This is a genomic window from Nocardioides sp. NPDC004968 (genome assembly GCF_040608935.1).
Lineage (GTDB): Bacteria > Actinomycetota > Actinomycetes > Propionibacteriales > Nocardioidaceae > Nocardioides.
This window is the reverse complement of the sequence record NZ_JBEXJF010000015.1, coordinates 88,509-111,673: the sequence shown is the minus strand read 5'-3', so window position 1 is coordinate 111,673 and position 23,165 is coordinate 88,509. Positions and strand designations below refer to the sequence as shown.

Annotated in this window: 27 protein-coding genes; 13 read left to right on the top strand and 14 right to left on the bottom strand. The window is 68.8% G+C overall.

All coding sequences use genetic code 11. From position 1 onward, the window contains the following. The 4 genes from ABZU72_RS16195 to ABZU72_RS16180 form a co-directional block, all read left to right on the top strand. The coding region (locus ABZU72_RS16195) for an MFS transporter (protein ID WP_355019859.1) at nt 1-554 on the top strand (554 nt) is incomplete at its 5' end. Between the two features lie 10 nt (nt 555-564). After that, nucleotides 565-1,008: a hypothetical protein gene (locus ABZU72_RS16190; protein WP_355019858.1), complete on the top strand. Its 444-nt coding sequence runs from the start codon at nt 565-567 to the stop codon at nt 1,006-1,008. Continuing rightward, nucleotides 1,005-1,700, top strand: a complete 696-nt coding sequence (locus ABZU72_RS16185; RefSeq protein ID WP_355019857.1) for an alpha/beta hydrolase — start codon at nt 1,005-1,007, stop codon at nt 1,698-1,700. The genes ABZU72_RS16190 and ABZU72_RS16185 overlap by 4 nt, the downstream gene beginning before the upstream one ends. Nucleotides 1,701-1,748: 48 nt before the next feature. Next, nucleotides 1,749-2,612 (top strand): alpha/beta hydrolase, encoded by an 864-nt coding sequence (locus tag ABZU72_RS16180; protein WP_355019856.1) that lies wholly within the window; start codon nt 1,749-1,751, stop codon nt 2,610-2,612. Nucleotides 2,613-2,678: 66 nt separating this feature from the next. Here ABZU72_RS16180 and ABZU72_RS16175 read toward each other — a convergent pair whose 3' ends face one another. Continuing rightward, a complete protein-coding gene (locus tag ABZU72_RS16175; RefSeq protein ID WP_355019855.1) occupies nt 2,679-3,365 on the bottom strand; it encodes a ThuA domain-containing protein in 687 nt (228 codons plus the stop codon). A gap of 126 nt (nt 3,366-3,491) precedes the next feature. Between ABZU72_RS16175 and ABZU72_RS16170 the strand changes: the two genes are divergently transcribed. After that, nucleotides 3,492-5,495 carry a PQQ-binding-like beta-propeller repeat protein gene (locus tag ABZU72_RS16170; RefSeq protein WP_355019854.1) on the top strand — a complete coding sequence of 668 codons (2,004 nt, stop codon included), beginning with the start codon at nt 3,492-3,494 and terminating at the stop codon, nt 5,493-5,495. 17 nt (nt 5,496-5,512) lie between these two features. Next, nucleotides 5,513-6,370: a heparin lyase I family protein gene (locus ABZU72_RS16165; RefSeq protein WP_355019853.1), complete on the top strand. Its 858-nt coding sequence runs from the start codon at nt 5,513-5,515 to the stop codon at nt 6,368-6,370. Here ABZU72_RS16165 and ABZU72_RS16160 read toward each other — a convergent pair. Further along, on the bottom strand, nt 6,363-7,532 hold the full coding sequence (locus tag ABZU72_RS16160; protein WP_355019852.1) for a substrate-binding domain-containing protein: 1,170 nt from the start codon (nt 7,530-7,532) through the stop codon (nt 6,363-6,365). The genes ABZU72_RS16165 and ABZU72_RS16160 overlap by 8 nt on opposite strands. 120 nt (nt 7,533-7,652) lie before the next feature. Between ABZU72_RS16160 and ABZU72_RS16155 the strand changes: the two genes are divergently transcribed. From ABZU72_RS16155 to ABZU72_RS16140, 4 genes are read left to right on the top strand one after another with little or no spacing between them, the layout of a single operon-like run. Beyond that, on the top strand, nt 7,653-8,954 hold the full coding sequence (locus ABZU72_RS16155; RefSeq protein ID WP_355019851.1) for an extracellular solute-binding protein: 1,302 nt from the start codon (nt 7,653-7,655) through the stop codon (nt 8,952-8,954). Nucleotides 8,955-9,003: 49 nt separating this feature from the next. Then, on the top strand, nt 9,004-9,897 hold the full coding sequence (locus tag ABZU72_RS16150; RefSeq protein WP_355019850.1) for a sugar ABC transporter permease: 894 nt from the start codon (nt 9,004-9,006) through the stop codon (nt 9,895-9,897). Then, nucleotides 9,894-10,862 carry a carbohydrate ABC transporter permease gene (locus tag ABZU72_RS16145; protein ID WP_355019849.1) on the top strand — a complete coding sequence of 323 codons (969 nt, stop codon included), beginning with the start codon at nt 9,894-9,896 and terminating at the stop codon, nt 10,860-10,862. Before ABZU72_RS16150 ends, ABZU72_RS16145 begins: the two co-directional genes overlap by 4 nt. Then, nucleotides 10,859-11,896 (top strand): hydroxyacid dehydrogenase, encoded by a 1,038-nt coding sequence (locus tag ABZU72_RS16140; protein ID WP_355019848.1) that lies wholly within the window; start codon nt 10,859-10,861, stop codon nt 11,894-11,896. Before ABZU72_RS16145 ends, ABZU72_RS16140 begins: the two co-directional genes overlap by 4 nt. Nucleotides 11,897-11,904: 8 nt before the next feature. Here ABZU72_RS16140 and ABZU72_RS16135 read toward each other — a convergent pair whose 3' ends face one another. From ABZU72_RS16135 to ABZU72_RS16115, 5 genes are all read right to left on the bottom strand, one after another. Next, nucleotides 11,905-12,039: a hypothetical protein gene (locus ABZU72_RS16135; protein ID WP_355019847.1), complete on the bottom strand. Its 135-nt coding sequence runs from the start codon at nt 12,037-12,039 to the stop codon at nt 11,905-11,907. After that, nucleotides 12,036-12,518: a hypothetical protein gene (locus ABZU72_RS16130; RefSeq protein WP_355019846.1), complete on the bottom strand. Its 483-nt coding sequence runs from the start codon at nt 12,516-12,518 to the stop codon at nt 12,036-12,038. Before ABZU72_RS16130 ends, ABZU72_RS16135 begins: the two co-directional genes overlap by 4 nt. 20 nt (nt 12,519-12,538) lie before the next feature. After that, entirely contained in the window at nt 12,539-13,540 is a 1,002-nt protein-coding gene (locus tag ABZU72_RS16125; protein WP_355019845.1) for an NAD-dependent epimerase/dehydratase family protein, read from the bottom strand. A gap of 211 nt (nt 13,541-13,751) precedes the next feature. Then, nucleotides 13,752-15,377 (bottom strand): STING domain-containing protein, encoded by a 1,626-nt coding sequence (locus ABZU72_RS16120; protein WP_355019844.1) that lies wholly within the window; start codon nt 15,375-15,377, stop codon nt 13,752-13,754. Continuing rightward, complete coding sequence (locus ABZU72_RS16115; protein ID WP_355019843.1) at nt 15,377-15,709, bottom strand: CU044_2847 family protein; 333 nt, start codon at nt 15,707-15,709, stop codon at nt 15,377-15,379. Before ABZU72_RS16115 ends, ABZU72_RS16120 begins: the two co-directional genes overlap by 1 nt. A gap of 92 nt (nt 15,710-15,801) precedes the next feature. Here ABZU72_RS16115 and ABZU72_RS16110 point away from each other — a divergent pair, with 92 nt between their 5' ends. After that, complete coding sequence (locus ABZU72_RS16110; protein WP_355019842.1) at nt 15,802-16,335, top strand: AAA family ATPase; 534 nt, start codon at nt 15,802-15,804, stop codon at nt 16,333-16,335. Between the two features lie 9 nt (nt 16,336-16,344). On the opposite strand, the gene ABZU72_RS16105 is transcribed toward ABZU72_RS16110, so the two are convergent. Together ABZU72_RS16105 and ABZU72_RS16100 are read right to left on the bottom strand one after the other, a co-directional pair. Then, nucleotides 16,345-17,184: an SDR family oxidoreductase gene (locus ABZU72_RS16105; RefSeq protein ID WP_355019841.1), complete on the bottom strand. Its 840-nt coding sequence runs from the start codon at nt 17,182-17,184 to the stop codon at nt 16,345-16,347. Further along, nucleotides 17,181-17,648 (bottom strand): peroxiredoxin, encoded by a 468-nt coding sequence (locus ABZU72_RS16100; protein WP_355019840.1) that lies wholly within the window; start codon nt 17,646-17,648, stop codon nt 17,181-17,183. The genes ABZU72_RS16105 and ABZU72_RS16100 overlap by 4 nt, the downstream gene beginning before the upstream one ends. Before the next feature lie 103 nt (nt 17,649-17,751). Here ABZU72_RS16100 and ABZU72_RS16095 point away from each other — a divergent pair, with 103 nt between their 5' ends. After that, nucleotides 17,752-19,083 (top strand): MFS transporter, encoded by a 1,332-nt coding sequence (locus ABZU72_RS16095; protein WP_355019839.1) that lies wholly within the window; start codon nt 17,752-17,754, stop codon nt 19,081-19,083. Further along, nucleotides 19,080-20,537, top strand: coding sequence for an aminotransferase class V-fold PLP-dependent enzyme (locus ABZU72_RS16090; RefSeq protein ID WP_355019838.1), 1,458 nt, complete (start codon nt 19,080-19,082; stop codon nt 20,535-20,537). Before ABZU72_RS16095 ends, ABZU72_RS16090 begins: the two co-directional genes overlap by 4 nt. On the opposite strand, the gene ABZU72_RS16085 is transcribed toward ABZU72_RS16090, so the two are convergent. The 5 genes from ABZU72_RS16085 to ABZU72_RS16065 form a co-directional block, all read right to left on the bottom strand. Further along, nucleotides 20,521-20,817: a DUF3618 domain-containing protein gene (locus ABZU72_RS16085; RefSeq protein WP_355019837.1), complete on the bottom strand. Its 297-nt coding sequence runs from the start codon at nt 20,815-20,817 to the stop codon at nt 20,521-20,523. The two genes, ABZU72_RS16090 and ABZU72_RS16085, sit on opposite strands and share 17 nt — an antisense overlap. Beyond that, nucleotides 20,814-21,209, bottom strand: a complete 396-nt coding sequence (locus ABZU72_RS16080; RefSeq protein ID WP_355019863.1) for a phage holin family protein — start codon at nt 21,207-21,209, stop codon at nt 20,814-20,816. Before ABZU72_RS16080 ends, ABZU72_RS16085 begins: the two co-directional genes overlap by 4 nt. A gap of 26 nt (nt 21,210-21,235) precedes the next feature. Then, on the bottom strand, nt 21,236-21,559 hold the full coding sequence (locus ABZU72_RS16075; RefSeq protein WP_355019836.1) for a hypothetical protein: 324 nt from the start codon (nt 21,557-21,559) through the stop codon (nt 21,236-21,238). Between the two features lie 64 nt (nt 21,560-21,623). Beyond that, nucleotides 21,624-22,259: a TetR/AcrR family transcriptional regulator gene (locus tag ABZU72_RS16070; protein WP_355019835.1), complete on the bottom strand. Its 636-nt coding sequence runs from the start codon at nt 22,257-22,259 to the stop codon at nt 21,624-21,626. Then, complete coding sequence (locus ABZU72_RS16065) at nt 22,259-23,113, bottom strand: alpha/beta fold hydrolase (protein ID WP_355019834.1); 855 nt, start codon at nt 23,111-23,113, stop codon at nt 22,259-22,261. The genes ABZU72_RS16070 and ABZU72_RS16065 overlap by 1 nt, the downstream gene beginning before the upstream one ends. Between the last annotated feature and the right edge of the window lie 52 nt (nt 23,114-23,165).

Here is a 23,165-nt window from a genome sequence, read left to right as displayed (position 1 = left end):
CGCTGGGGATCTCGAGCATCTTCGCCGTCTACACCTTCATCGGCCCGTACATCACCGACGCCGTCGCGGTAGACGAAGCCTGGATCCCGGTCGCCCTGGCGGTCTTCGGAGTCGGGATGGCGCTGGGCAACTGGGTCGGTGGCCACCTCGCCGACCGATTTGAGTATCGAGGCCTGATCCTGGGCTATGCCGTCGTGCTGGTCTTCTTGGCCATCATCGCGGTCGGAGGCGAGAACCTCGGCGTCCTGCTGCCCTGCCTGCTCGGAGTCGGTGCTTCGACGATGATGGCGATCCCGACCATCCAGGTCCTCCTGACCCGGTACGCACCTGAGGCTCCGACGCTGATGGGAGCGGTGAACCTAGCGTCCCTCAATCTCGCCAATGCGCTCGGCGCGATCGGCGGCGCCCTCGTCCTCAACGCCGGATGGGGTCCACTTTCGACCGCTTGGGCCGGTCTGGCGCTCACCGCGGCGGGTCTGCTGCTCTTCGCGGTCACGGTGCCTCGCGTGGCCCCACCGCAACCGCTGACCGCCTCCATGTCCGCGACGGCCTGAGGATCCGAACATGCTGTCGTATCGCTCAGAGGACTCGTTCCTGTCGATCTGCTCGAAAGGATCCATCGCGTCGGTCGGCAGGATCGGCTCGATCGCCTCAGTCGGATCCATCGGCGCCGTACTGTCCGTCGGGTCCATCGGATCGTGGGTGTCGTCGATGTCGATGCTGAGCTCTCGGAGCAACTGCTCCATCCTCAGCCGACAGAGCAACTGCTCGGTTCTCAGTTCGCTGAGCAACTGCTCCATCCTCAGCCGTCGAGCCACCTGGGCCATCCTGAACCGCGTCGTCCAACGACACCTCACCAAACCCCCACTTCTGTCGCCGAGGACAGGCCGTGAAGGCGCGCCGCCCGCTCGCCGCGCGAGCAGGCATCCGCGCGCGCTGGAACCCGACCTGGTCGCGGCGACCGAGCATCGACCTCTCGCACATTCCGACATCAAGGAGAACAGATGAACAGCAACAACCCGACCGTCATCCTCGTCCACGGCGCGTTCGTCGACGGATCCGGATGGCAGCCTGTCCACGACATCCTCACGCGCGAGGGTCTCGAGGTCCTGATCACCCAACACTCGACCCGGTCCCTGGCGGAGGACGTGACCGAGGTGCAGCAGGTCATCGAGGCCCAGGACGGGCTCGTGCTGCTCGTGGGTCACTCGTACGGCGGCGTCGTGATCACAGAGGCGGGAACACACTCGCAGGTCGCCGGTCTGGTCTACGTCGCGGCATTCGCGCCCGACGCAGGTGAGTCCGTCGCATCCATGCTCGCCGAGCCTGACCCGGACGCGCCGGCGCCGCCCATCGTTCCCCGCAAGGACGGATCGCTCGTCCTCGAACGTGACCGCTTCCACAACGCGTTCGCTGCCGACCTGCCCGCCAGCCAGGCGCGTTTCATGGCCGACTCCCAGACCGCATGGGGCGGTGCCGCCTTCAGCGGCGGGGTCACCGAACCTGCCTGGCGATCCAAGCCCAGCTGGTACGTCGTCGCCGCCGAGGACCGGATGATCCCTCCGGCCGCTCAGGAGGGTATGGCCGCGCGGGCTGGAGCCTCCGTCGAGACAGTCACAGCCAGCCACTCCGTCTACGTCTCGCAACCCGAAGCTGTCGCCGACCTGATCCGACGTGCCGCCAAGACGGTCGACCTGTAGGGACCGGGCCGCACACATCGCACCAACACCGAAGGGAACACCCGAACAATGAAGATCACTCTCCGCCGCAGCTACGCCCTCGTGGCGATGCTGCTGGCTCTCGTCGTCACGGGCTCGATGCTCGCAACGACGAGCACCGGCGCCTCGGCGACCGGCCATACACTCTCCAAGACAGGCCAGCACGGCTCGAACGTGGGGGCCAAGCCCACGATCGTCATGGTCCACGGTGCCTGGGCCGACGCCTCCGGTTGGCAGGATGAGGTCGGCGAACTCGTGGGCAAGGGCTACCCGGTCATCGCACCGGCGAACCCGCTGCGGGGACTCTCCACCGACGCGGCGTACCTGCGCAGCATCCTCGAGACGATCCCGGGTCCGATAGTCCTCGTCGGTCATTCCTACGGCGGCGCCGTCATCAGCAACGCGGCAACCGGTCTGCCGAACGTCAAAGCCCTCGTCTACATCGCAGCGTTCGTCCCCGACGCCCACGAGCCGGTCGCCCAGCTCGTCCAGCAGTTTCCCGGCACCATGGTCACCGAGGACGCACTGGACCCCCGTCCCTACCCGCTGCCCGGTGGAGACGTCGGTGTCGATCTCTACCTGAAGGCAGGCATCTTCCACGACGCCTTTGCCGGCGACCTCCCCCGCAGCACCACCCGGGTGATGCAGGCCTCCCAGCGTCCGTTCTCACTGGCGGCGTTCACCGAACCGTCCGGGGAGCCCGCGTGGAAGACCATTCCTTCCTGGTATCTCCTGGCAACGGCTGACAAGACCATCCCGCCGGCGGCGCAGGAGTTCATGGCGAAGCGGGCAAGTGCCAAGATCGTGAGGGTGAGGTCGTCGCACGTGGCACACCAGTCACACCCGCGCGAGACCCTCGCCCTCATCGAGAACGCGATTCGTTCGGTCCGCTGAGAGACCTCGCCGAGTCGGCTCTTCCGGCCCCTGCCGGACGAGCCGATAGGCAGAACCACCGGCCGCCTACTCGATGGCCCGTCCGAGCAGCCACATGACCTCTCGCCGAAGCAGGAGGCGCCGCGACGGTGAGCGGTAGGACTCGACGTCGTGGCCCAACGAGTCATACACGGACCGACGTCGACCGTTGTCGCGCAGCCAGGCGGCGGGGTGCCGGACACCGCTCTCCTCGTGCGCGAGGAGGATCGTTGACCCGTCCGCCCGCTCGACGTCGCAGTAGCGCTCGTCGCGCGCCAGGACCACATCGAGTCCGGTCGTGATCGGGTGGTTCTCGACCACGTCGAAGACGCTGTCCCCGAACGGCGGATGGCTGGAAACACCCGGGACCCATCTGGCGCCCAGCAAGTCTGCCCAGTAGGGGCTGTCCGCGAACGTGTTGGCCGACTGGTGCAGGCCGAGGATCGGTCCGCCTGCGTCGGCGTAGCGGTGCAAAAAGGAATGGTGGGCAGCCCAGGCCTCGTCGTCACCGTCGTACGCCGGGTCAGGACGCCCACGGCCGCAGTTCACGATCACCAGCGAGAAGTCCTCCACGTCGGCAAGCGCGGACGGAAAGCTGCTGCGTACCTCGACCTCGCCGACCAGGTCCGCCACGAGCGTCGCCACCTCGTGCGAGGTCGCGGCGTGGTCGTGCCACGGATCGGCGTACCGCCCTCGGCCCGACAGCACCAGCACGCGTTGACTCGACACGCTCATCGACCACCTTCAGTCCAGGAAATGGCGCAGCGCCCCTTCACAACGGGAACGATACCAATTACTGTCGGGTGATATCAATCACACGCGATGATATCGCTTGGTCGATCACTCCCCGAGGAGCACATCATGTCCCCCATCCAGTTCAGCCGGCGCAGCGTCATCCAGATCGGCGCGGCCAGCCTTGCCGCAGCCGCCGTCGCAAGCAATCGGAGCAGCGCGAGCGCGGCACCTCTCAACGAGCCGCAGGTCACCGATCTGGGACCGGCGGTCGTCCAGTTCTCGCTGATGAGCGCGACCCTGGTCGGAGAGACGCTCTACATCGGCTCCCGCAACCTCGACCCGGTCAAGATCATCGGTCTGCACGTACCGACCGGGCGGGTGACCCGCAGCAGCGTGCTCGGCACGGGGCACAGCATCCAGACGATGGCCGCCGACCCGAGCGGCCGCTACCTCTACGCCGGTGTCCTGCAGTCGTCGACCGGTCCGCAGCCCAACCTCTACCGGTGGGACCTGACCACCCCGGAGACGCCGGCCCAGGCGATCGGTCGCATCGGCGACCGCGATGTCCGACACCTCAGCGTCTCCCCCGACGGCCGGCTGTACGCCGTGGGCGGCGGCAGCGGCACGGCTCCCGCCTTGTGGGAGTACGACCCCGCCACCGGCCAAGTCGTCAACCTCGGCGTCCCTGACGCCAAGGCCACCTTGGCCCGCGCGGTGGCCGCGACCGAGACGACGGTCTTCTTCGGCGCCGGGAGCACCCTCGGTGGCGGCGGAAACGTGAGCCGAGCCTGCCTCTACGCCTACGACCGCGCCGCCAAGAGCTTCACCCAGATCACCCCGGCCGAGATGCTGCCCGACCCGAGCATCCGCGACCTCGCGGTGGCCGGCGGCCGGCTGCTGGTCGGGTCCGCGGCCTCGACGGAGGCAGCAAAGGTCGCCTCGATGGACCTCGACGACCTGACCTCGTACGACATCGCGACGTCGATCGGCAAGACGGCCAAGAACTTCTCGACCCTCGGCGAGGGCGTGTACTTCGCCAACGAGGCCGGCATCTGCCGCTACTCCCGCGAAGCCGGCTCCGTCGAGCAGATCACGCTCACCGGCCCGTCGCTCGGCGAGATCTGGGGCGTGGCGCGCTACCAGGGCGGCCTCCTGGTGACCTCGGGCTATGGCTTCGTCGCGAGCATCGATCCGGCCACCGGGGCGTCCACCCAGACCGACCTCACCGAGGCCGGCGCGCCGGCGGGAGCCCAGGTCGTGATGAGCATCGCGGCCGGCGCCGGGTATGTCTATGCGGGCGGCAACGGCGTCATCGCGCGCCACGCATTCCGCGACCGTTCGGTCCTCAACCTCCAGGCACCGGGCGAGGCCAAGGACGCCGTGATCGTGGGTGGCACCCTCTACACGGGCCAGTACAACTCACAGGGGATCTGGGCCCACGACCCCAGCTCGGGTGAGTCGATCAAGCAGGTGGCCACCTTCCCCGGCGAGCAGAACCGGCCACAGGACGTCTGCTGGGACGACGTCAACAAGCTGGTGCTCGTGGCCGCCCAGGCGGACACGGAGGGCGGTGGATCGCTGTGGACGTACGACCCCCGGACCCACGAGACGACGTGCCGCATCAACCCGATCGACGCACAGCAGTACCTCCGCGCCGTCGCGACTCGCGAGGGTGTGGCCTACGTCGGTGGCAGCCTCCAGGGAACCACCGGCCCCGGAACCGTGGTCGCCCTCAACCCGGTGACGGGCGAGGAGCTGTGGCGCCAGGCGCCCCTGCCGGGCGCGAGCGTCTCGGCGCTCGCGACGAGGGGAAAGCATCTCTACGGGCTCACCCGCAAGGGCGGTCTCTTCGTCATCGATGTGACCACGCAGAAGATCGTGCACACCGCCGACATCCGTACGGTGGGCACCGGGTTCATGGCCCTGGTCACCAACCGGGGCGTCGTCTATGCCGCCTCGGAGACCAACGTCTTCTGCTTCGATCCCAAGACCTTCGCCGTGTCGGTCGTGCTCGCGGACACGAAGGGCGGCTGGTACAGCGGCTCCCACATCGTCAAGGACGAGCAGGGCTTCCTCTACACGTTGCGCGAACGAAACCTAGTTCGGATCAACGACATCGCCAGGGGCTGATCGCAATGGCCACGACGATGCCCGCCAGACTCCCCATCTCGACCATCGCGCTGCTCGCAGCGGCGGCTCTGCCGACGATCGCGCCTCAGATGGCCCAGGCCGCACCAGCGCTCGCGCCCGGATCCGGGCACCGGACGTGCACGAGCGCCCAGCTGGACGTCGACTACGAGTCGGGCACGACGGACTCGGGGATCGAGGACCTGACGACCACGCATGCCCCGGCCGCGGATGCGTCGTACGTCGTCCAGGGCGGCGCCCACGGATCAACGCACGCAGTGGCGCACAAGGTGACCTTGGGCGACCCTGGCTACTTCTCGAACGGCGCGTATCGCAGCGAGAGTGCGACCGACCTGCATGAGGCGTCACGCTTCAGGCCGGGCGACACCGATCGCTACGAGTTCAGCACCAAGCTGCCCACCGGCTGGGAGGACTGGAGCGAGGGCGAGTCCGCCAACGGCGAGATCATCTTCCAGGCAAAGCCCGCCAACGCGAACCAGCCGTCATGGCTGATCATGACCAAGCGCAACGAGATCGCGTTCAGGTCACCGGTGCCGAACCTGCAGTACGCCTTGGTCGCGGACTACCGCCCCCACATCGGACAGTGGCTGGACTTCCGGATCGACGTCGGCTGGGCAGCTGACGCCACCGGCTACTACCGCGTGTGGACCAGGCTGCCTGGCCAGTCGACCTACCGCAAGGTTCTCGAGCTGAACGACCTGGTGACCTGGCAGCCGGCGAATCCCGCCGACTTCGGCTACATCAAGTGGGGTCTCTACCGCGCCGCGACGTCACTGGAAGACGGCGACGTGCCGACGCGGGTGATCTACCACGATGACGTACGCGTGCTGGACGGGCCAGGCGCGACGGTCAGCTGATCACCAGATCTGCGTCCGGCTCTCGTGCCCCCACCTCGGCTTCGCTGCCGCACGAGAGCCGGACGCGCAGCTCCCCCCGCAGCATGAGGTAGTGCTGCGGCCGCGCCGGATCGGCAAGTCGCTGGACGAGCAGGGTGACGGCCTCGGCACCCACCGCCGCGCGCGGAGGGGCAACGGCCGACAGGGGCGGGTCCGCGAGACTGGCAAGCTCGTCGTCGTACGCCATGATCGCCAGGTCTTGCGGCACCTTGATGCCGTCGGCACGCAGCCGGCTCACCATCGGGATCGCCAACGAGTCGTTGTGGATGATGACCGCGTCGACGCTGCCCGCCCTGACGTCCGCGGCGAGCTTCTCGCAGGCCTCGTCGAAGGCGCGCTCGTCTCGCTCCTGCAGCACCTCGCCCACGTCCGGCGACGTGGCGCGCAGACCGAGTGCGTCCAGAGCGGCCTCATATCCCTGACGGAGTCTCGGCGCAGTCCTGGTGTCCAGGCTGACGAGACCGATGCGACGACGACCCTGCTCGGCCAGGTGGCGAACCGCCAGGTAGGCCCCGTGCTCATGATCGGTGGCGACGTGCTCGACGGCATCGGTCTCGAGACCGATGCGTCGCTCGGCGAGCACGACTGGCACCGGAATGCCGGCGAGCCAGTCCCGGGTCTCCTGCGACGTGCCCGGATCCGCGATCGTGGTCAGGATGAGTCCGTCGACCCCTGAACGGAGCAGCTGGGCGACCTGAGCGCGTTCCTCGTTGACGGTGTTTCGGGAGACGGCGAGCAGCAGCCGTGCACCCAGCTCGTCTGCCGCGGCCTTCGCGCCTTCCACTACCGCCGGGTAGTAGTACGACGCGTGGGGAACGACCATTCCCAGCGTGAACGTCGCGTCGCCGGTGCGAGCGGTGACCACACCCGAGGCGACCACCGAACTTCCGTCCGAGTTGGCCGGGGCGGCACCGTGGTCCGGGGCGCTCGCCCGCGTCGCTCCTCCGTGGACGCGCCGAATCAGCCCTCGGCGGGCCAGTTCCCGCACGTCCACGCGCAGCGTCACCGCCGCGACGCCGATCTCCTCGGCGAACTCACGGATCGAGATCGATCCGCGCTCGTTCACCGCCGAGACGATCGCTGCCTGTCGCTCGTCCGCACGCATCTGCTCGGTTCCTTCCATGGCAAAGATGATATCACTCAGCGCTGCATTTGGGTGTCATGGGTCACAAGTGACTCTTGACACCCTTCAATAATATCGTACGATGTCATTCAACATCATCTCATCTTTAGGAGCGCCCCCATGAACATCAGGCGCATTTCCGCGGTACTGCTGGCAGCACTCACTCTCCCGTTCGTGGCGGCATGCGGGTCGTCCGGCTCCGACGGCGACCAGGCCACGAGCAGCACCGAGGTCACCTTCTGGTCCTTCCTCAAGGGTTCGGACGCGGTGGCCGAGGCGTTCAACAAGTCTCACCCCGGCATCACGGTCACGTTCGAGACCCAGGCCGGCGGCGCCGAGTACTACACCAAGCTCTCCAACGCGGTCTCCTCCGGCGACGTACCTGACGTCGCGGTGGCCGAGTACATCCGTCTCCCCGAGATCGTCAGCCTCGAGGGTGCCGAAGATCTGAGCGAGCTGTCCGGTGACGTGGTGGCGGACAACTTCCCCGAGGCGACACGCGAGCTCGTCGAGCTGGGCGGTCGCACCTGGGGCGTGCCCCGCGATGCCGCCCCGATGCTCTACTTCTACCGCAAGGACTTCTTCGACCAGCACGGTCTCGAGGTCCCGAAGACCTGGGCGGAGTACGAGGCGCTCGCCGAGAAGGTCAAGGCGATCGACAAGAAGAAGTACGCCGGGATGTACCTGACGGCAGACTCGAACATGTTCTCCGCGCTGTCCTGGCAGGCCGGCGCCTCGTGGTTCGATACCGAGGACGACAGCTGGCAGGTCGGGATCAACGACGAGCCCACCAAGCGGGTCGCCGAGTACTGGCAGCGCCTGGTCCGCAACGACCTGGTGGCTCCGTTCCCGAGCTTCACCGACGAGCTCTACCGCAGCGTCCAGCAGGGCGACCTCGTCGGCTACGTCTGTGCCTCGTGGTGCGCCGGCGGCCTGCAGGCGACCGTTCCGGACCAGAAGGGCAAGTGGGCCGTCGCCGAGCTGCCGAGCTGGGACGGCCAGCCGACCTCGGCCATGTGGGGCGGTTCGTCCTTCATCGTGCCCAAGGGCGCCGAGAACGCAGAGGCTGCAGCGGAGTTCATCGAGTGGATCACCACCGACCCCGAAGGCATCGCCGCGTGGTACGCCGACGGCACGAGCAGCATGTATCCGGCCGACCCGGAGCTGGTTCCCGTCGCCAAGGACGGCTTCGTGACCGACTACTTCGGTGGTCAGGACATCTTCGCCGTCGACAGCGCCTCCTACGACTCCGTCCGGTCAGGTTGGGCCTGGGGCCCGACTATGGCCGCCACCGACCAGGTCTTCGCAGGTGACCTCGGGAAGGTCGTCGATGGATCAGCAGAGCTCGCCGACATCACCGACGACGCCCAGCGGGCCACCGTCGAGGCGATGCGGGGCCGCGGACTCGACGTCACCGAGTGAACCTGCGAGATGACCGGGCGGCAACCAACCATCGAGAAGGGAGCGCGAGATGACCAGCCCAGCGGCACGTAACCAGCGTCGAAGCGCAGCACTGTTCCTGGCACCGTTCCTCCTGCTCTTCGTGGCCACGACGATCGCTCCACTGGCGTACTCCACGTGGCTGAGCCTCTTCAGCGAGCGGTCCTCGGGTCTCGGGTTCGGCGGGACGGAGCGCCTCTTCGTCGGCCTCGGCAACTACACCAAGGCGTTGGGAGACTCGACGTTCCGAGGTGGATTCGTGACGATCGTCGCCTACATCGCCGTCTACGTCCCGATCATGATCGGCGCCGCCCTGGTCATCTCGCTGCTGCTCGACTCCGGCTTGGCCGTGGCCCGGCGCTTCTTCCAGATGGCGCTCTTCCTGCCGCACGCGGTGCCCGGCCTCATCGCAAGCCTGATCTGGCTCTACCTCTACACGCCGAGCCTCAGCCCGGTGGCGGCCTGGCTGGGCGACTCCCATGGTGAGGCGAACATCGCGAGCTCCAGTCCGCTGCTCTCGGTGGTCAACATCGCCGCCTGGCAGTGGATCGGCTACAACGTCGTCATCTTCTACGCCGCACTGCAGGCTGTGCCGCGCGAGGTCCTCGAGGCGGCCCGAGTCGACGGCGCAAGCCGCGTACAGCAGGCATTCAGGATCAAGACCCCACTCATCATGCCGGCGGTCATCATGGCCACCCTGTTCACCATCATCGGCAGCGTCCAGCTCTTCACCGAACCGAAGATCCTGGCCCCCGTCTCGACGACGATCACCAACGCCTGGACTCCCAACCTGTTCGCGCAGGACGCCGCCTTCTCCCAGAACGACTACGGGCTCGCAGCTGCGGCCTCCATTCTCATCGCGGCGGCGGCAGCGAGCATGTCCTTCCTCGTGATGCGGATCGCCTCTCGAAGGAGTGCATCATGACGGCCCCCACTGCCGCGCCCGCTCGCCGGAGCGGCCCCGCCGACGACGTGTCCTCGCCTCTGGCCACGCGCCGGCAACGATCGCCCAGCCGTCAGGGCCGCGGCCGCGACGGCCGGGCCACCCAGCTCCTTCTGTCGGGTGCAGCGGCGAATCTCATCCTGGTGGTCGCGGTGGCCTACACCGTCCTGCCGCTGGTCTGGCTCTTGATGGCCTCGACCAAGGACCTGCGTGACCTCTTCAGCACGAACGGGTTCGCTCCGGGTGCGCGGTTCAGCCTCTGGCAGAACCTCGAGTACCTGTTCACCGCGGACAACGGCATCTACGTCCGGTGGCTCGTCAACAGCCTGCTCTATGCCGGCATCGGGGCGATCCTCGCTGCCCTCCTGAGCGTGATGGCCGGCTACGCGTTCGACAAGTTCGCCTTTCCCGCCAAGGAGAAGTTCTTCGGCTTCGTCCTGCTCGGGGTGATGATCCCGAGCACTGCGATCGCGCTCCCGACCTACCTCCTTGCCTCGAAAGTGGGGTTGGTCAACACCTTCTGGGGCGTGTTCCTACCTGGGCTGGTCTTCCCGTTCGGCGTCTATCTCGCACGAATCTTCAGCACGGCGTACGTCCCCGACGAGGTCATCGAGGCGGCCAGGATGGACGGTGCCGGCGAGGCCCGCATCTTCCGGTCCATCGCCCTGCCCATGATGAGTCCCGGCTTCGTGACGATCGTGTTGTTCCAGTTCACTGCCATCTGGAACAGCTTCTTCATGCCTTTGGTGATGCTCTCCGACGCGAAGCTCTACCCCGTCAACCTCGGGTTGTACGTGTGGAACTCGACGGCCCTCAGCCAAGGCCACCCGGACGACTACCTGCTGGCGATCACCGGTTCCATGGTGGCTGTCCTCCCCCTCGCCGTACTCTTCCTCGCCCTGCAGCGCTTCTGGCGCTCGGGTCTCACCTCGGGAGCCGTGAAATGACCGCACTCTCCAACGCTCAGCAAGCGAGCCAGCTCTCGCGGCGACCGCGTGGCGTACTCGCCATGAGCCAGACCGTCAGAGCGGACGTGTTCTCAACGCCTGAGCTCCTCGATCGTCTCACCCGACTCGTCGACGTCGATCCTGACCTGGTCGTCGACGACTTCTCCTGCGCGGATCTGAGCGACGTGGAGGTGCTGATCACCGGCTGGGGCTGTCCACCCATCGAGGAGAGCGTGCTGTTGCGGGCGCCCGACCTGCGTGCGGTCGTCCACACGGCGGGGACGGTGAAGGAGATCGTCTCTGCCGCGTGCTGGGAGCGCGGGATCACCGTCTCCTCGGCCACGGAGGCCAATGCCATGCCCGTCGCCGAATACACCCTGGCCGCGATCCTGTTCGCCCAGAAGCGCGTGCTCGAGATGGCCCAGACGTACCGGGAGCTGCGAAGCCCGGTCCATTGGACAGCCGAGTTCCCCGACGCCGGCAACTACCAGCGCACGATCGGCATCGTCGGCGCCTCTCGCATCGGTCGGCGCGTCCTGGAGCTTCTGGCGCCGTTCGACTTCGAGGTCCTCGTCTCGGATCCGTACGTCACCGAGCCCGAGGCGCGAGTCATGGGCGCCCGGCTCGTCGACCTCGACGAGCTCCTCGACTTGTCGGACACGGTCTCATTGCACGCGCCGAGTCTGCCGGAGACGCACCACATGATCGACCGTCGGCGCCTGCGACGACTCCGCGACGGCGCCACCTTGATCAACACCGCTCGCGGGTCGCTGATCGACACCGACGCACTGGTGGACGAGCTCTCGAGCGGTCGCATCTTCGCCGTGCTCGACGTGACCGAGCCAGAGGTCCTCCCGCCCTCGTCGCCGCTGTACGACCTGCCCAACGTCCTGCTCACACCGCACATCGCCGGATCGATCGGGCGCGAGCTCGAACGGTTGGCGACGCGTGCCCTCGACGAACTGCAGCGCTACGCGAACGGAGCGCCGTTCGCGTACCCGGTGCTGCCGGACCAGCTGAGCCGGTCCGCCTAACGGCGACCTCACTCCCCGGCGGGATAGGCCGACTGGCCCAGCAGGCCGGCGAGGTGGGCGAGGTTGCGTGCCATGGTCCTGGTCTTGGTCGTGCCCGCGGTCTTCTCCGGCGTCGGCTGGTAACCCGTGAGCATCACGGTCATGCGCCGATCACCGTACGGCCCACCCGCAGGTGCAGGTCCTCGAGCCGGGTGATCTGGTCGCCGGCGCGGCGGATGAGCTCGTCCAGCTGCAGCGGGTCGACACGTGCGTCGTCCTCGGTGGCGGCGCGCAGCAGCTGCCATCCGGCGCGCTTGGCCGTCACCGCGTCACGCAGTGCCTCCAGCTCGAACAGGTCGGAGAGCGGCGAGCGCCGCACAAGCCGTCCGTTCGGCTTGAACCGGCCGGCGAACTCCACCGCCCGCCCCGTCGTGGCGGCGATGCGCGACGGGGTGGCGCCGGTCGCCATGATGATCTGCCGCAGCTGCTCCCGGTCCTCGTTGATCTCGGTCGCCAACTGTCGTACGTGGGCGGCCACGTCGGTGTCGGAGTGCGAGCGGCCGACTCGCTCGAACATCGCGGCCCCGGCGCTGGACCCTGCCCAGTGGTGCTGCAGGTAGGCGTGCAACATGTCGTCGTTCATGGCTGCTCCTTCTCTGGACGTCAGGGTCGCAACGGCGGGAGCTCGCTGCCCGCCTTCGCCGGCATCCCGGACAGGACCGCCTCGAGCGCGTCCATTGCCGAGTGGCGCGGTTGCCAACCGAGGTCCAGCTCCGCGCGGGCGGTCGACATCAGCGGCAGCTGCATGACCGCGTCCAGGAGGCTGCCGGGGACCGGCGCGAGCCGGGCATGCCAGGCACCCTCCAGGCCATGGCGCGCGAGACGCGGCGGGACCTCGACCGTTCGAGCGTCCATCAGCTCGCCGAGCTCGTCGCGGCCGATGACGCCGTCACCGGCCAGGTTGTACGCGCCCGTCACATCGGTGGTCGCTGCCGTGGCCAGGGCCCGGCCGACATCTCCGGCGTGGACGGCCTGGAACCGCAGGCCTGCTGGCACCGGCACCACCGGGATACGCCGCCGATCCAGGAACTCCGGCCGGGCCAGGGCGCCGCCGAAGATGCGTCGTTGCTCGCTGGCCGCCGAGCGCTGGAAGACGAATGCGGGCCGGACCCTGACCAGACGGACCTCGGGGTGGCTGCAGGCGAAGGCGTCCAGAGCCCGTTCGACGTACGCCTTCTCCCGGCAGTACGCGGCGGACGAGGCCCCGTCGGTCTCCCAGGTCTCGTCGACCGGATCGTTGTGACCGACCGGTGAGTAGGCCGCCACCGACGAGGCACACACGAGAGCCGGGACACCTGCCCGAACCACGGCCTCGAGGACCCGGCGCGTACCGACCGCGTTGGTGGCCCAGGTCTCCTCGGGGCGGTGCGTCGGCTGGAACTTCCAGGCGAGGTGCACGACCGCGTCGGCGCCCTCCACCACCGGCTCCAGGTTGGCCGTTGACACATCGGCCACCCGCCATTCGACGGAGGCATGCTCGTTGGTCCGTGGGCCGTCCGGAGCCCGGCGCGCGACGGCGACGACCTTGGCGGCCCCGTCCGCGGTGATTGCCCGGATGGCGGCGCTGCCGAGGTTCCCCGACGCACCGATGACGACCACCTTCATGTTGTCCACCCTCCCTGCGGCCGGTCTGCTGTGTGAGCCTCACCGGTACCCACCGCGAACAGGTTCAGAACTGCCACTCGGCGTCGACTCCTTCGCCACCCACCACCTCCCCCCCCCCCCCTGAGCGAGGCTCCGGAGGCGTACAAGTCCTTCCGGAGAAGGCGACGGGATGGTGAGGGTCGTCTTCAAACCCTGAGCAGCGCCTGGACCGTCAGCCACTCAGGTCCGGGAACACCGCCGCGGCGGTGGAGACGCGGATGACGTCGCGGAGGAATCGGGGGCCGACACGGCGGTCACCTGCGGAGCGGATGCGCTTGATGAGCTTGCTCTGGAAGCGGTCGATCTCCTTCTGCTCCAGCGCCATCCAGTGGTCGCTCGTACGCCGGTGGGGGTCGACGTCGAAGCGCTCGTCGATGGACTCGGCGACGGTGGACAGGGTGGTCGGGAAGACGTCGAGGAGGCGCACCGGTTCGCCGTCGACGAGCGGAAGGCACTTCAGCGGCCGTGGTCGCGAGAAGTCCGGGTGGGTCACGGTCGCGGGGACGACCAGCCCGGTCTGAGCGAGCTCGAGATCGATGAAATCGTCGCTGCACCACTCCAACCGCCTCGGCACCACGACCGTGACGGTGACGTCCCGGAGCCGCTCGGCGGACAGCTCGACACCGTCGACGGTCACGCCGCCCGGACCGCGTCCCGTGCTGATCTCCAGCAATGCGTTGGCGACGGGGAGCACGAAGTTCCTCGCGTAGCCCGCGGCCAGGGCGTTGGCGACCGAGATCTGGGTCAGTGGCGCCTTGAAGAATGTGGTCATCGGGTTGGTCGTCGGGTTCTCCCCCAGCGCCTCGAAGATCGACCTCACCGACAGCAGCCGTTGCTCGACCGTACGTCTGGACGCATCGACGTCGTCGAGGTCCAGGTCCAGGACGTCGAAGATCCGGCTGGCCGGTGACTCCGCGCTCCGGTCCCGGATCACGACGTCTGGAGTGCCGAGACCTTGGGCGACGGTGAGCTCGTAGACGACGGCGGGGTCGGCGTCGGTGACGTCGGCGATCACGACATCGGCGAGCTCGAGCTGCTTGAGATCCTCACCCCTCATTCCGGACGGCTCCGAGACGTACAGAGCGAGGTTCAGCTGTTCCAGCACCGGACGCAGGATCCGCTCGCGGACGATGTCGCGCTGGGCCTCCGTGGTGGTGCTCGGCTGCAGCAGGACACAGCGGCCGCGCGTCGGTCTCACCGCGGCGCCGACGAGGTCCTCCCAGTAGTCGACGATCCGGGCCAGCGGCATCGCAAAGGCCTGGCGGCCGCCCTCGGCCTCGACCTGGATGCCGATCACCGCGCCGGCGAGGTCGCTGTAGACCGCGGCGCCGCTGAACCCGGTGACCGCCAGGGTCGTCGTCTCGTACTGGAAGTAGTAGGCCCACGAGCTGCTGGTGCGCAGGTAGTTCCCGGCGGGCGTCAATACGCCTGTGCCGCCGCTCTGCGCGCTGCGGAGGTTGTCGCCGTAGCCACGCGCGCGCACCAGCCCGTCGGCCTGCGTCACGAGGGTGAACGGCAGTGGCCGCCGGCCGTTCGGCCGATAGAGCCTCAGCACCGCGAAGTCCAGCGCGGCGGGCTTGTCGTGGACCGGCTGGATCACGAACGTCGCGCGCTCGTCGGTCTCGGCATCGGGGAACCTCACCCACACCTCGCCCTGCGACGCGAGGGGTGCGACCACGTGGCCAGCGGTCAGGAGGTGGCCCTCGTCGGTGCCCAGCCAGGCAGTGCCGATCGTACGTCCGTCCTTGCTCGCCCGGACGGCGCAGGTCGCCTGCGCGAGCAGCTCGCCGACACCCATCAGGACCGGTCGAAGTCCCAGGTCAACGTCGCTTTCACCGACCCTTGACCCTGCGACTTGATGACCCATACGCCGGCGCTGCCGGTGAACGAGAACGCGAGCTCCAGCGAGACCGTGCTCGGCCCGTCCGGGGAGGCCGCGAGCGCGCTGCCGAGATCCGCCGAGACGTCCTGGAGCATGCGCTTGAGCGATCCGTAGGCGTCCTCGAGCCGGCTGCTGGTCTCGGTGGTGCCGAACTCGTCGCCGAGCCAGTCGACCCCTGCACCGGGTCCGTCGTCCGACGACTCGATCAGGATGGTCGACGTACCGATCTGAACCGGCGTGTAATCCAACGCGTCCTCCTCGTGATTCGAACCCCGCAACCGTAGGGGAACCGGGAGGGACGCGTGAATGGTTTCGACGAGGCTCCCAGTACGGTTGGCGCGTGATCGACGTACCTGCCGGTGGCACCCTCACGATCGGCGCTCCCAGCCTGGTCCTCCTCGTCGGTCCGTCGGGATCGGGGAAGTCGACCTTCGCCAAGCGAGTCTTCGGGCCGTACGAGGTCATCTCCAGCGACCACTGTCGTGCCCTCATCGCCGACTCCGAAGAGGATCAGTCGGTCACCCCGCAGGCCTTCGAACTCGTCCGCTACATCGCTCAGGCGCGCCTGGAGGCCGGCAGGATCGCGGTCATCGACGCGACCAACGTCCACCAGAGCGCCCGCCGTCGCAACCTCGACCTGGCCGAGAAGGTCGGGGTCGAGACCGTCGCCATCGCCCTCGACGTCTCGCTCGAGGAATGCCTGGCGCGGAACGCCTCACGCCAGGGACGGGTCATCCCCGAGCAGGCCATCCGCGGCCAGCGGGCCGACATGGACAGGACGCTGGCTCACCTCGACGGCGAAGGCTTCGATCTGGTCTACCGCGTCGACGGAACCGCGATGGACTCGGTCAGCCTGGTCCGCCACCAGGGATGACACCGCCGGCTACCCGGCGGCGAGGTAGTCGCGAAGGCTCAGGGGCTCGCGCCCGGTGAGCGTGGCTACGGCGCTGCTGACTCCGTCGAGCTGACCTGCGGCGATCGCAGTGTAGGTGGAGACCCAGGCGTCGTACTGCCAGTCGGGCGCCTCCCAGCGGCGACGCGACGCGTAGGCCTCCTCGATCGTCTCGTCGTGATAGCGCACCTCACTCCCACGATGCTCGGTGAGGATGTCGGCGACCTCGCTCATCGTGAGCGCCTCGGGGCCGGTGAGGTCGTAGGTGAGCCCTCGGTGATGCTGCGGCGCCGTGAGCGTCGCCACCGCGGAGCGCGCCACGTCGGCCCGTGCGACCGCCGCGAAGCGCCCGTTGCCGGCCGGACCCCGGATGACGCCGTCCTCGCCGACCAACGACGGGAGGAAGTCGAGGTAGAAGTTGTCGCGCAGCAGGGTGTAGCCCATCCCGCTCGCCTTGATCCGCTCCTCGGTCGCGAAGTGGTCGCGCGCGAGCGTGAAGACGGCATCCGGCGCGGCACCGAAGAAGGACGTGTAGACGATGTGCTCGACCCCGGCCGAGGCGGCGGCGTCGACGAAGGTGAGGTGCTGTTCCAGGCGGTCGGCCGACTCGGCGGCCGAGACCATGAGCACGGTCTGTACGCCGTCGAGAGCCCGCACCGCGGCCTCTCTGTCACCGTAGGTGACCGCGAACGCGTCGGCTCCGGGGATCTCGGGAGCTCTGGCGGTGTCACGTACGAGAAGTCGGAGTGTGGCGTCTGAGCCGCCGAGCGCACGGGCGACGGCACCGCCGACGAAGCCGGTGGCCCCGGTGACGGCGATGGTGGCTGTCATTCCACGTCATCCCTGAGCGCGGCGAGGGCCTCGTCGGCGTGGATCTCGGCCTTCAGCATCGCCTCGACGACGGTCTTGATCCGTCCGTCGGTGCCGATGGCGAAGGTCGTACGCTGCAGCGGCCCGAGCTTGCCGAGGAGGCTGGGCTTCACGCCGTAGAGCTCGGCGACCGACCCGGCAGGGTCGGAGAGGACCGGATAGTCGAGGTCGTGGTTGGCGGCGAAGCCGGCCTGCTTCTCCACGCTGTCCTTGCTGATCCCGAGCCGGTGGGCGCCGAGCGCCTCGAACTCGCCGGCGAGATCACGGAAGTGGCAGGCCTCCTTGGTGCACACCGCCGTCTCTGCGGCCGGGTAGAAGAAGAGCACCACGGGACCCTTCTCGATCAGTGACGAGAGGGTGACGGACGTACCGTCCTGGGCAGGGAGCGTGAAGTCGGGCGCGACGGCACCGGTCTCGAGCGGCATGGCGCCAACCTACTCGGCACCTCCACGACCTTTGGCCAGATCCGGTGGTGAGGATGAAGCGAATCCCGGACGCCGAGGGCCCACCCACGGCACTATGTCGGGCATGCCCGCCAGCCCAACCCTCCCGCTCGGCGTACGGATCGGCTACGGCTCCGGCTCCGTGGCGACCGGCACGTTCGGCACGATCCCGGGCCTGATGCTGCTCCCCTACCTGACCGACAGCCTCGGCATCGCCGCGCTGGCGGCGGGCTTCATCGTGTTCGCGCCGAAGGCGTGGGATGTCGTGCTGAACCCGATCGCGGGCCGGATCAGCGACCGGACGGTGGATCCGCGAGGCCCGCGGCGGCCGTGGCTGCGCCGGGCCGGGATCGGGCTGGCGGTGACGTTCGCGCTGCTGTTCGCGGCGCCGTCGATGGCGACCGGGCTCGAGGCGCTGTGGGTGCTGGTGCTGTTCCTGGCCTGCGCGACGGCGTACGCGTTCTTCCAAGTGCCCTATGTCGCGATGCCCGCCGAGCTGACCGAGTCCTATGACGAACGCACCCGGCTGATGACCTGGCGGGTCGCGATCCTGGCGCTCACCATCCTGCTCGCCGGCGCGACCGCGCCGATGATCCGGGACGCCGTCGGTGGCCGCGACGGCTACCGGGTGATGGGCGTGGTGATGGCGGTGCTCATCCTGGCCGGGGTCTTCAGTGCGTACGTCGGCACCCGCCGGGCGCCGGTCCACACCGTCCAGCCGGGGCCGGGCAGCCTGCGCGACCAGCTGAGGATCGTCGCGGCGGCGCCCGACTTCCGCCGGCTGCTCATCACGTTCGTGATCCAGGCCGTCGCGTTCGGGGCGATGCTGGCCGGCGTCGACTACCTGGCCGGCGACGTGATCGGCCGCGACGGCGCGGCGACGATCCTGTTCGTCTGCTTCGTCGGCCCCGCGCTGCTGCTCACCCCGGCGTGGGCGGCGCTCGGCGCCAGGATCGGCAAGAAGCACGGGTACGTCGCCGCCTCGGTCGTCCTCGCCGCCGGCGCGCTGCTCGCCGCGACCGCGCAGACCGCACCGGTGGCCCTGGTCTACGCCGCTGTGGTGCTGGTCGGGACCGGGTACGCCGGGTGCCAGGTGTTCCCGATGGCGATGCTTCCCGACGCGGCCGCCGTCGACGCCCGGCGCAGCGGGTCGAGCCGGATCGGCGTCTACACAGGCGTCTGGACCGCCGGCGAGACGCTCGGGCTCGCGCTCGGACCCGGTGTCTACGCCGCGGTGCTCGCGATCGGCGGCTACCGCTCCTCGACCGGGAGCGACGTTGCCCAGCCGGACTCGGCACTGACCGCGATCACGCTCGGTTTCTCGGTGCTGCCGGCCTGCCTGGCTCTCCTCAGCCTGCTCTGGCTGCGGCGCTACTCGCTCACTGCCGACGACGTTGATGGGACCGTGACCGTATGACCGACGCCTTGACCCAGCTCCGCTCGATGCAGGCCGCCGACCTGCCGGTGAACGGCGGCCGCACGCTCGCCTACGTCTACGACTCCGGCCTGCCCGACATAGACCGGATCGGCCGCGAGGCGGTGGCCGCCTACGCCGGCTCGAACGGCCTGGACCCGACCGCGTTCCCGAGCCTGCTCCGGATGGAGAACGAGGTGGTCGGCACGGCCGCCGACCTCCTCGACGCTCCCGAGTCCGTGGTCGGCACGGTCACCTCCGGCGGCACCGAGTCGGTGCTGCTCGCGGTGCAGGCCGCGCGCGACGCCCATCGCGGGATCGAGCGGCCGCGGATGGTGCTCCCCTCGACCGCGCACGCCGCCTTCCACAAGGCAGCGCACTACTTCGGGGTCGAGCCGGTGCTGGTGCCGGTCGGGCCCGACTTCCGGGCGGATCCGGCCGCGATGGCCGCGGCGATGGACGAGCGCACCGTGCTGGTCGTCGCCTCGGCGCCGTCCTACGCGCACGGGGTCGTCGACCCGGTCACCGCGATCGCGGCCGCCGCGGCCGAGCGCGGGATCCGCTGCCACGTCGACGCGTGCATCGGTGGCTGGGTGCTGCCCTACGCGACTCGGCTGGGGCGGGACGTACCGGCCTGGACGTTCGCGGTCGAGGGCGTCACCTCGATCTCGGTCGACCTGCACAAGTACGCCTACGCCCCCAAGGGCACCTCGGTGCTGCTGCACCGCACACCGGAGCTGCGTCGGCCGCAGTTCTTCGCCTCGGCCGCCTGGCCGGGCTACACCATGCTCAACTCCACGATGCAGTCGACGAAGTCGGGCGGACCGCTGGCCGGCGCCTGGGCGGTGATGCGCTCATTGGGCGATGAGGGATACGAGCGGCTCGCCCGCGACGTCTTCGAGGCGGTGGACCGCATCCGCGCCGGCGTCGAGGAGATGCCCGAGCTCGCCGTGGTCAGCACTCCCGACTCGACGCTTCTCGCGCTCACCACCGACGGCAGCTGCGACCCGTTCACGATCTGCGACGAGATGGCGGTGCGAGGCTGGTACGTCCAGCCGCAGATGTCCTTCGCCGGCTCCCCCGCCACCATCCACCTGTCGGTGAGCGCGGCGACGCTCCCCCACGTACCGGAGCTCCTCGCCGCTCTCGACGAGGCGGTCGCGGCCGCCGTGGCGGCAGGCCCGGTCGCCGTCGACCCGGCCGTCGCCACGTTCATCGGCGACCTCGACCCGTTCTCATTGTCGGAGGAGGACTTCGACGGCCTGCTGCTCGCCGCCGGGCTCGTCGGCGCCGCCGGCGCAGAGGGCGACCCTTCGACAAGCTCAGGACACCGCCTCGCGCTGCCGCAGCGGATGGCCGAGGTCAACGCGATGCTCGACCTGGCCTCCGCCGCGATGCGCGAGGCGCTGCTCGTGGCCTTCCTCGACCGGCTGACCCGGCCTACTCGGCGTCGCTGAGCCGGCGGCGCTTCCTCCGGGCCAGCATCAGGATCAGGCTGAGCACGATCGCGGCGACGACGCCGCTCCGGATCTGTACGTCTCGAGACCTGACGGCCACCTGCGTACGCTGCTTGACCTCCTGGGCCTTCTCCTTCCCCCGCGTCTTCACGTCCAGCCGGGAGGCGAGCTCGTCGAGGGTGTCGGCCATCTCGTGCCGGGTGGTGTCCAGCTCGGCCTCGACGGCGGCGATGCTGTCGTCGCCGCCCTCGACCGGCCGGGGCACATGGTGCTGCGTCATGGCGTACTCCTCGGGGTGTGGTCCTCGGCGTGGCGGTGCTTCACGGCGTCCACGTCCCGCCTGAGGTTCTCGGTGGCGCGTTCGGGCTTCATCGGGGTGCCCTCGGAAACCTGCTTCTTCCCGAACAGGGCGATGCCGCCGGCGATGACCAGGAGCACGACTCCGACCAGCACCGCGGCCAGCCAGGCGTCCATGACCAGCGCCAGCGCGATGATCGCCGCGGCGATCAGGGCCGCGACGCCGTAGAGGGCCACCAGGCCCGCGGCGCCGAACGCCCCGGCCCCCTTGCCGGTGTGCTTGGCCTTCTCGGTCAGCTCGAGGCGGGCGAGCTCGAGCTCGCCTCGCATGAGACTGGACATCTCCGTGGATAGTCGGGAGACCAGCTCACCCATCGATGCGTCCGTCTGATGATGAAGCGTCACGACTCCCACCCCCGCGGCATGTCGGTCACTGGGTCCGTGGTGGTGTGGGGACGCGGGGTGCTCAGCGTCGTCTGGGGCGTCGGGGTGGATGCCGAGGACGGCTTGGAGTCGCCAGGCATCTTGTCCTGGATGGTGTGCTTGGCCATGTCCGCCTTCTCCTCGGCCACGATCCGGGCGCGGTGCGCCTTCTCCTGGACCCTCGGGTCGTGCCACAGCTCCTGCGCCTTGGTGACCATCGCGTCGTACCGCTCACGTCCAGCGCGAGCGCCGAGGACGTAGCCGATACCGAAAGCAGCCAGCAATCCTGGTTTCTTGAACATGTGTTCCTCCTCATCGCTGTACAACTGGCCGGTACCCAGGTGGCGAGGAGATAGACGGGCGAACCTAGCGCGGCGGGTCGGCGGTCAGCAGGACGAGCGCGAGATCGGCCAGCTGGGTCTCCAGCGCCTCGCGGCTCGAGCGCGGCTGATGCAGCGCCCAGTCGTAGACGATGGCGGTCACCGCACCCACGAGAGCCAGTGCGGCGAAGCGCCAGTCACGATCGAGGATCTCGCCCCGGCCCACGGAGGCGGTGCACTCGGTGCCCACGATGTCGACCAGGGTCTCGCGGTAGTCGAGCCGGAGCTTCTCGATGCGTGGGCTCGCGCCCATGATCTCCACGAACGCGATCCGGGCGACGCGGGGGTCCTTGAGCATCGGGTCGAGATAGGCCAGCACCGCTGCCGGCACCCGCTCGAAGATCGGCTCACCCGCGGTCGCTCCCAACGATGCCGCCACTCGGGCGTAGGAGTCGGCGGTGATCCGGTCGTAGAGGTCGACGAAGAGATCCTCCTTGCCGGGATAGATCTCGTAGAAGTGCCGCGTCGACACCTTCGAGGCGGCACAGACACCCGGGATCGTGGTCGCCGCGTAGCCCTGCGTGCCGATGATCTCCTTGGCGGTCTCCAGAAGCCGCTGGCGCCGCTGGGCGTCACGCTCCTCGCGGGTCAGCCCGCCGTACGAACGGCCCTCCTGCACCATCAGCCGGGCGACCCGACCGAGCAGACGAAGGGAGCGGCATCGGCCGGGTCGAGCGCGTTCTTCACCAGGTGCCAGACGTTGGTGTCGTAGGCCTCGCCGATGTGGCCGACCGGGTCGTACGGGCAGACGTCCTGCACGTAGGTGTTGGTGACGCCCGGCTCGCGCACGAACGCGGTCTCGGTGGGCGTGACCAGCTCGTCGTACCTCGACTGGATGATCGTGTACGTCACGCCGGGCTGCGCGATCGGGCCGCTCGTCAGGGTGCGTACGGCGCTGCCGTCGGTGACCAGCTGGGTGCAGGCGACGCAGCCGAAGGTCGTCAGGACCCGTCCGACCAGCTCCTCGGCGCCCAGTGCCATGCCGAGCCGGTAGAGACCGGCGAACGTGGTGCCGTGGGTCGGCGGCGCGATGGCGACGACCTTGTCGATCCGATCGGAGATGCCCTGCGTCTTGGTGACGTAGAGGGTCTGGAACCCTCCCTCGGAGTGGCCGACCAGATCGGCCTTCGCGGCGCCGGTCTGCGCCAGCACCTCCTGGACGAAGGCCCTGATCTGAGCAGCCGACCTGGCGATGTCCCCGACGCCTCCGACGAACGGGCCGTACGCACCGGCGCCGTAGGTGAGGCTGTAGGTGCAGTAGCCCTGCGCTGCCACGTCGGCCTGGAGGAAGTTGAGGTCCTCGTCCTTGTTGGCTCCCAGCCCGTGGAGGAAGACGACCGGGTTGGGGTGGTCGGCCGATGGCCGGCACGCGGCGTCGTTGACGCCTCCCGCCGCCTGCGCCGGTGGGGCGATCAGCAAGGTCGATGCCGCGAGCAGCACCACGACGGCACGGATGACAGCAGAACGCTTGACCATGACAGACCACTTCTCTCCAGGCGAACCGGACAACGCCGACCCTAGGACGACC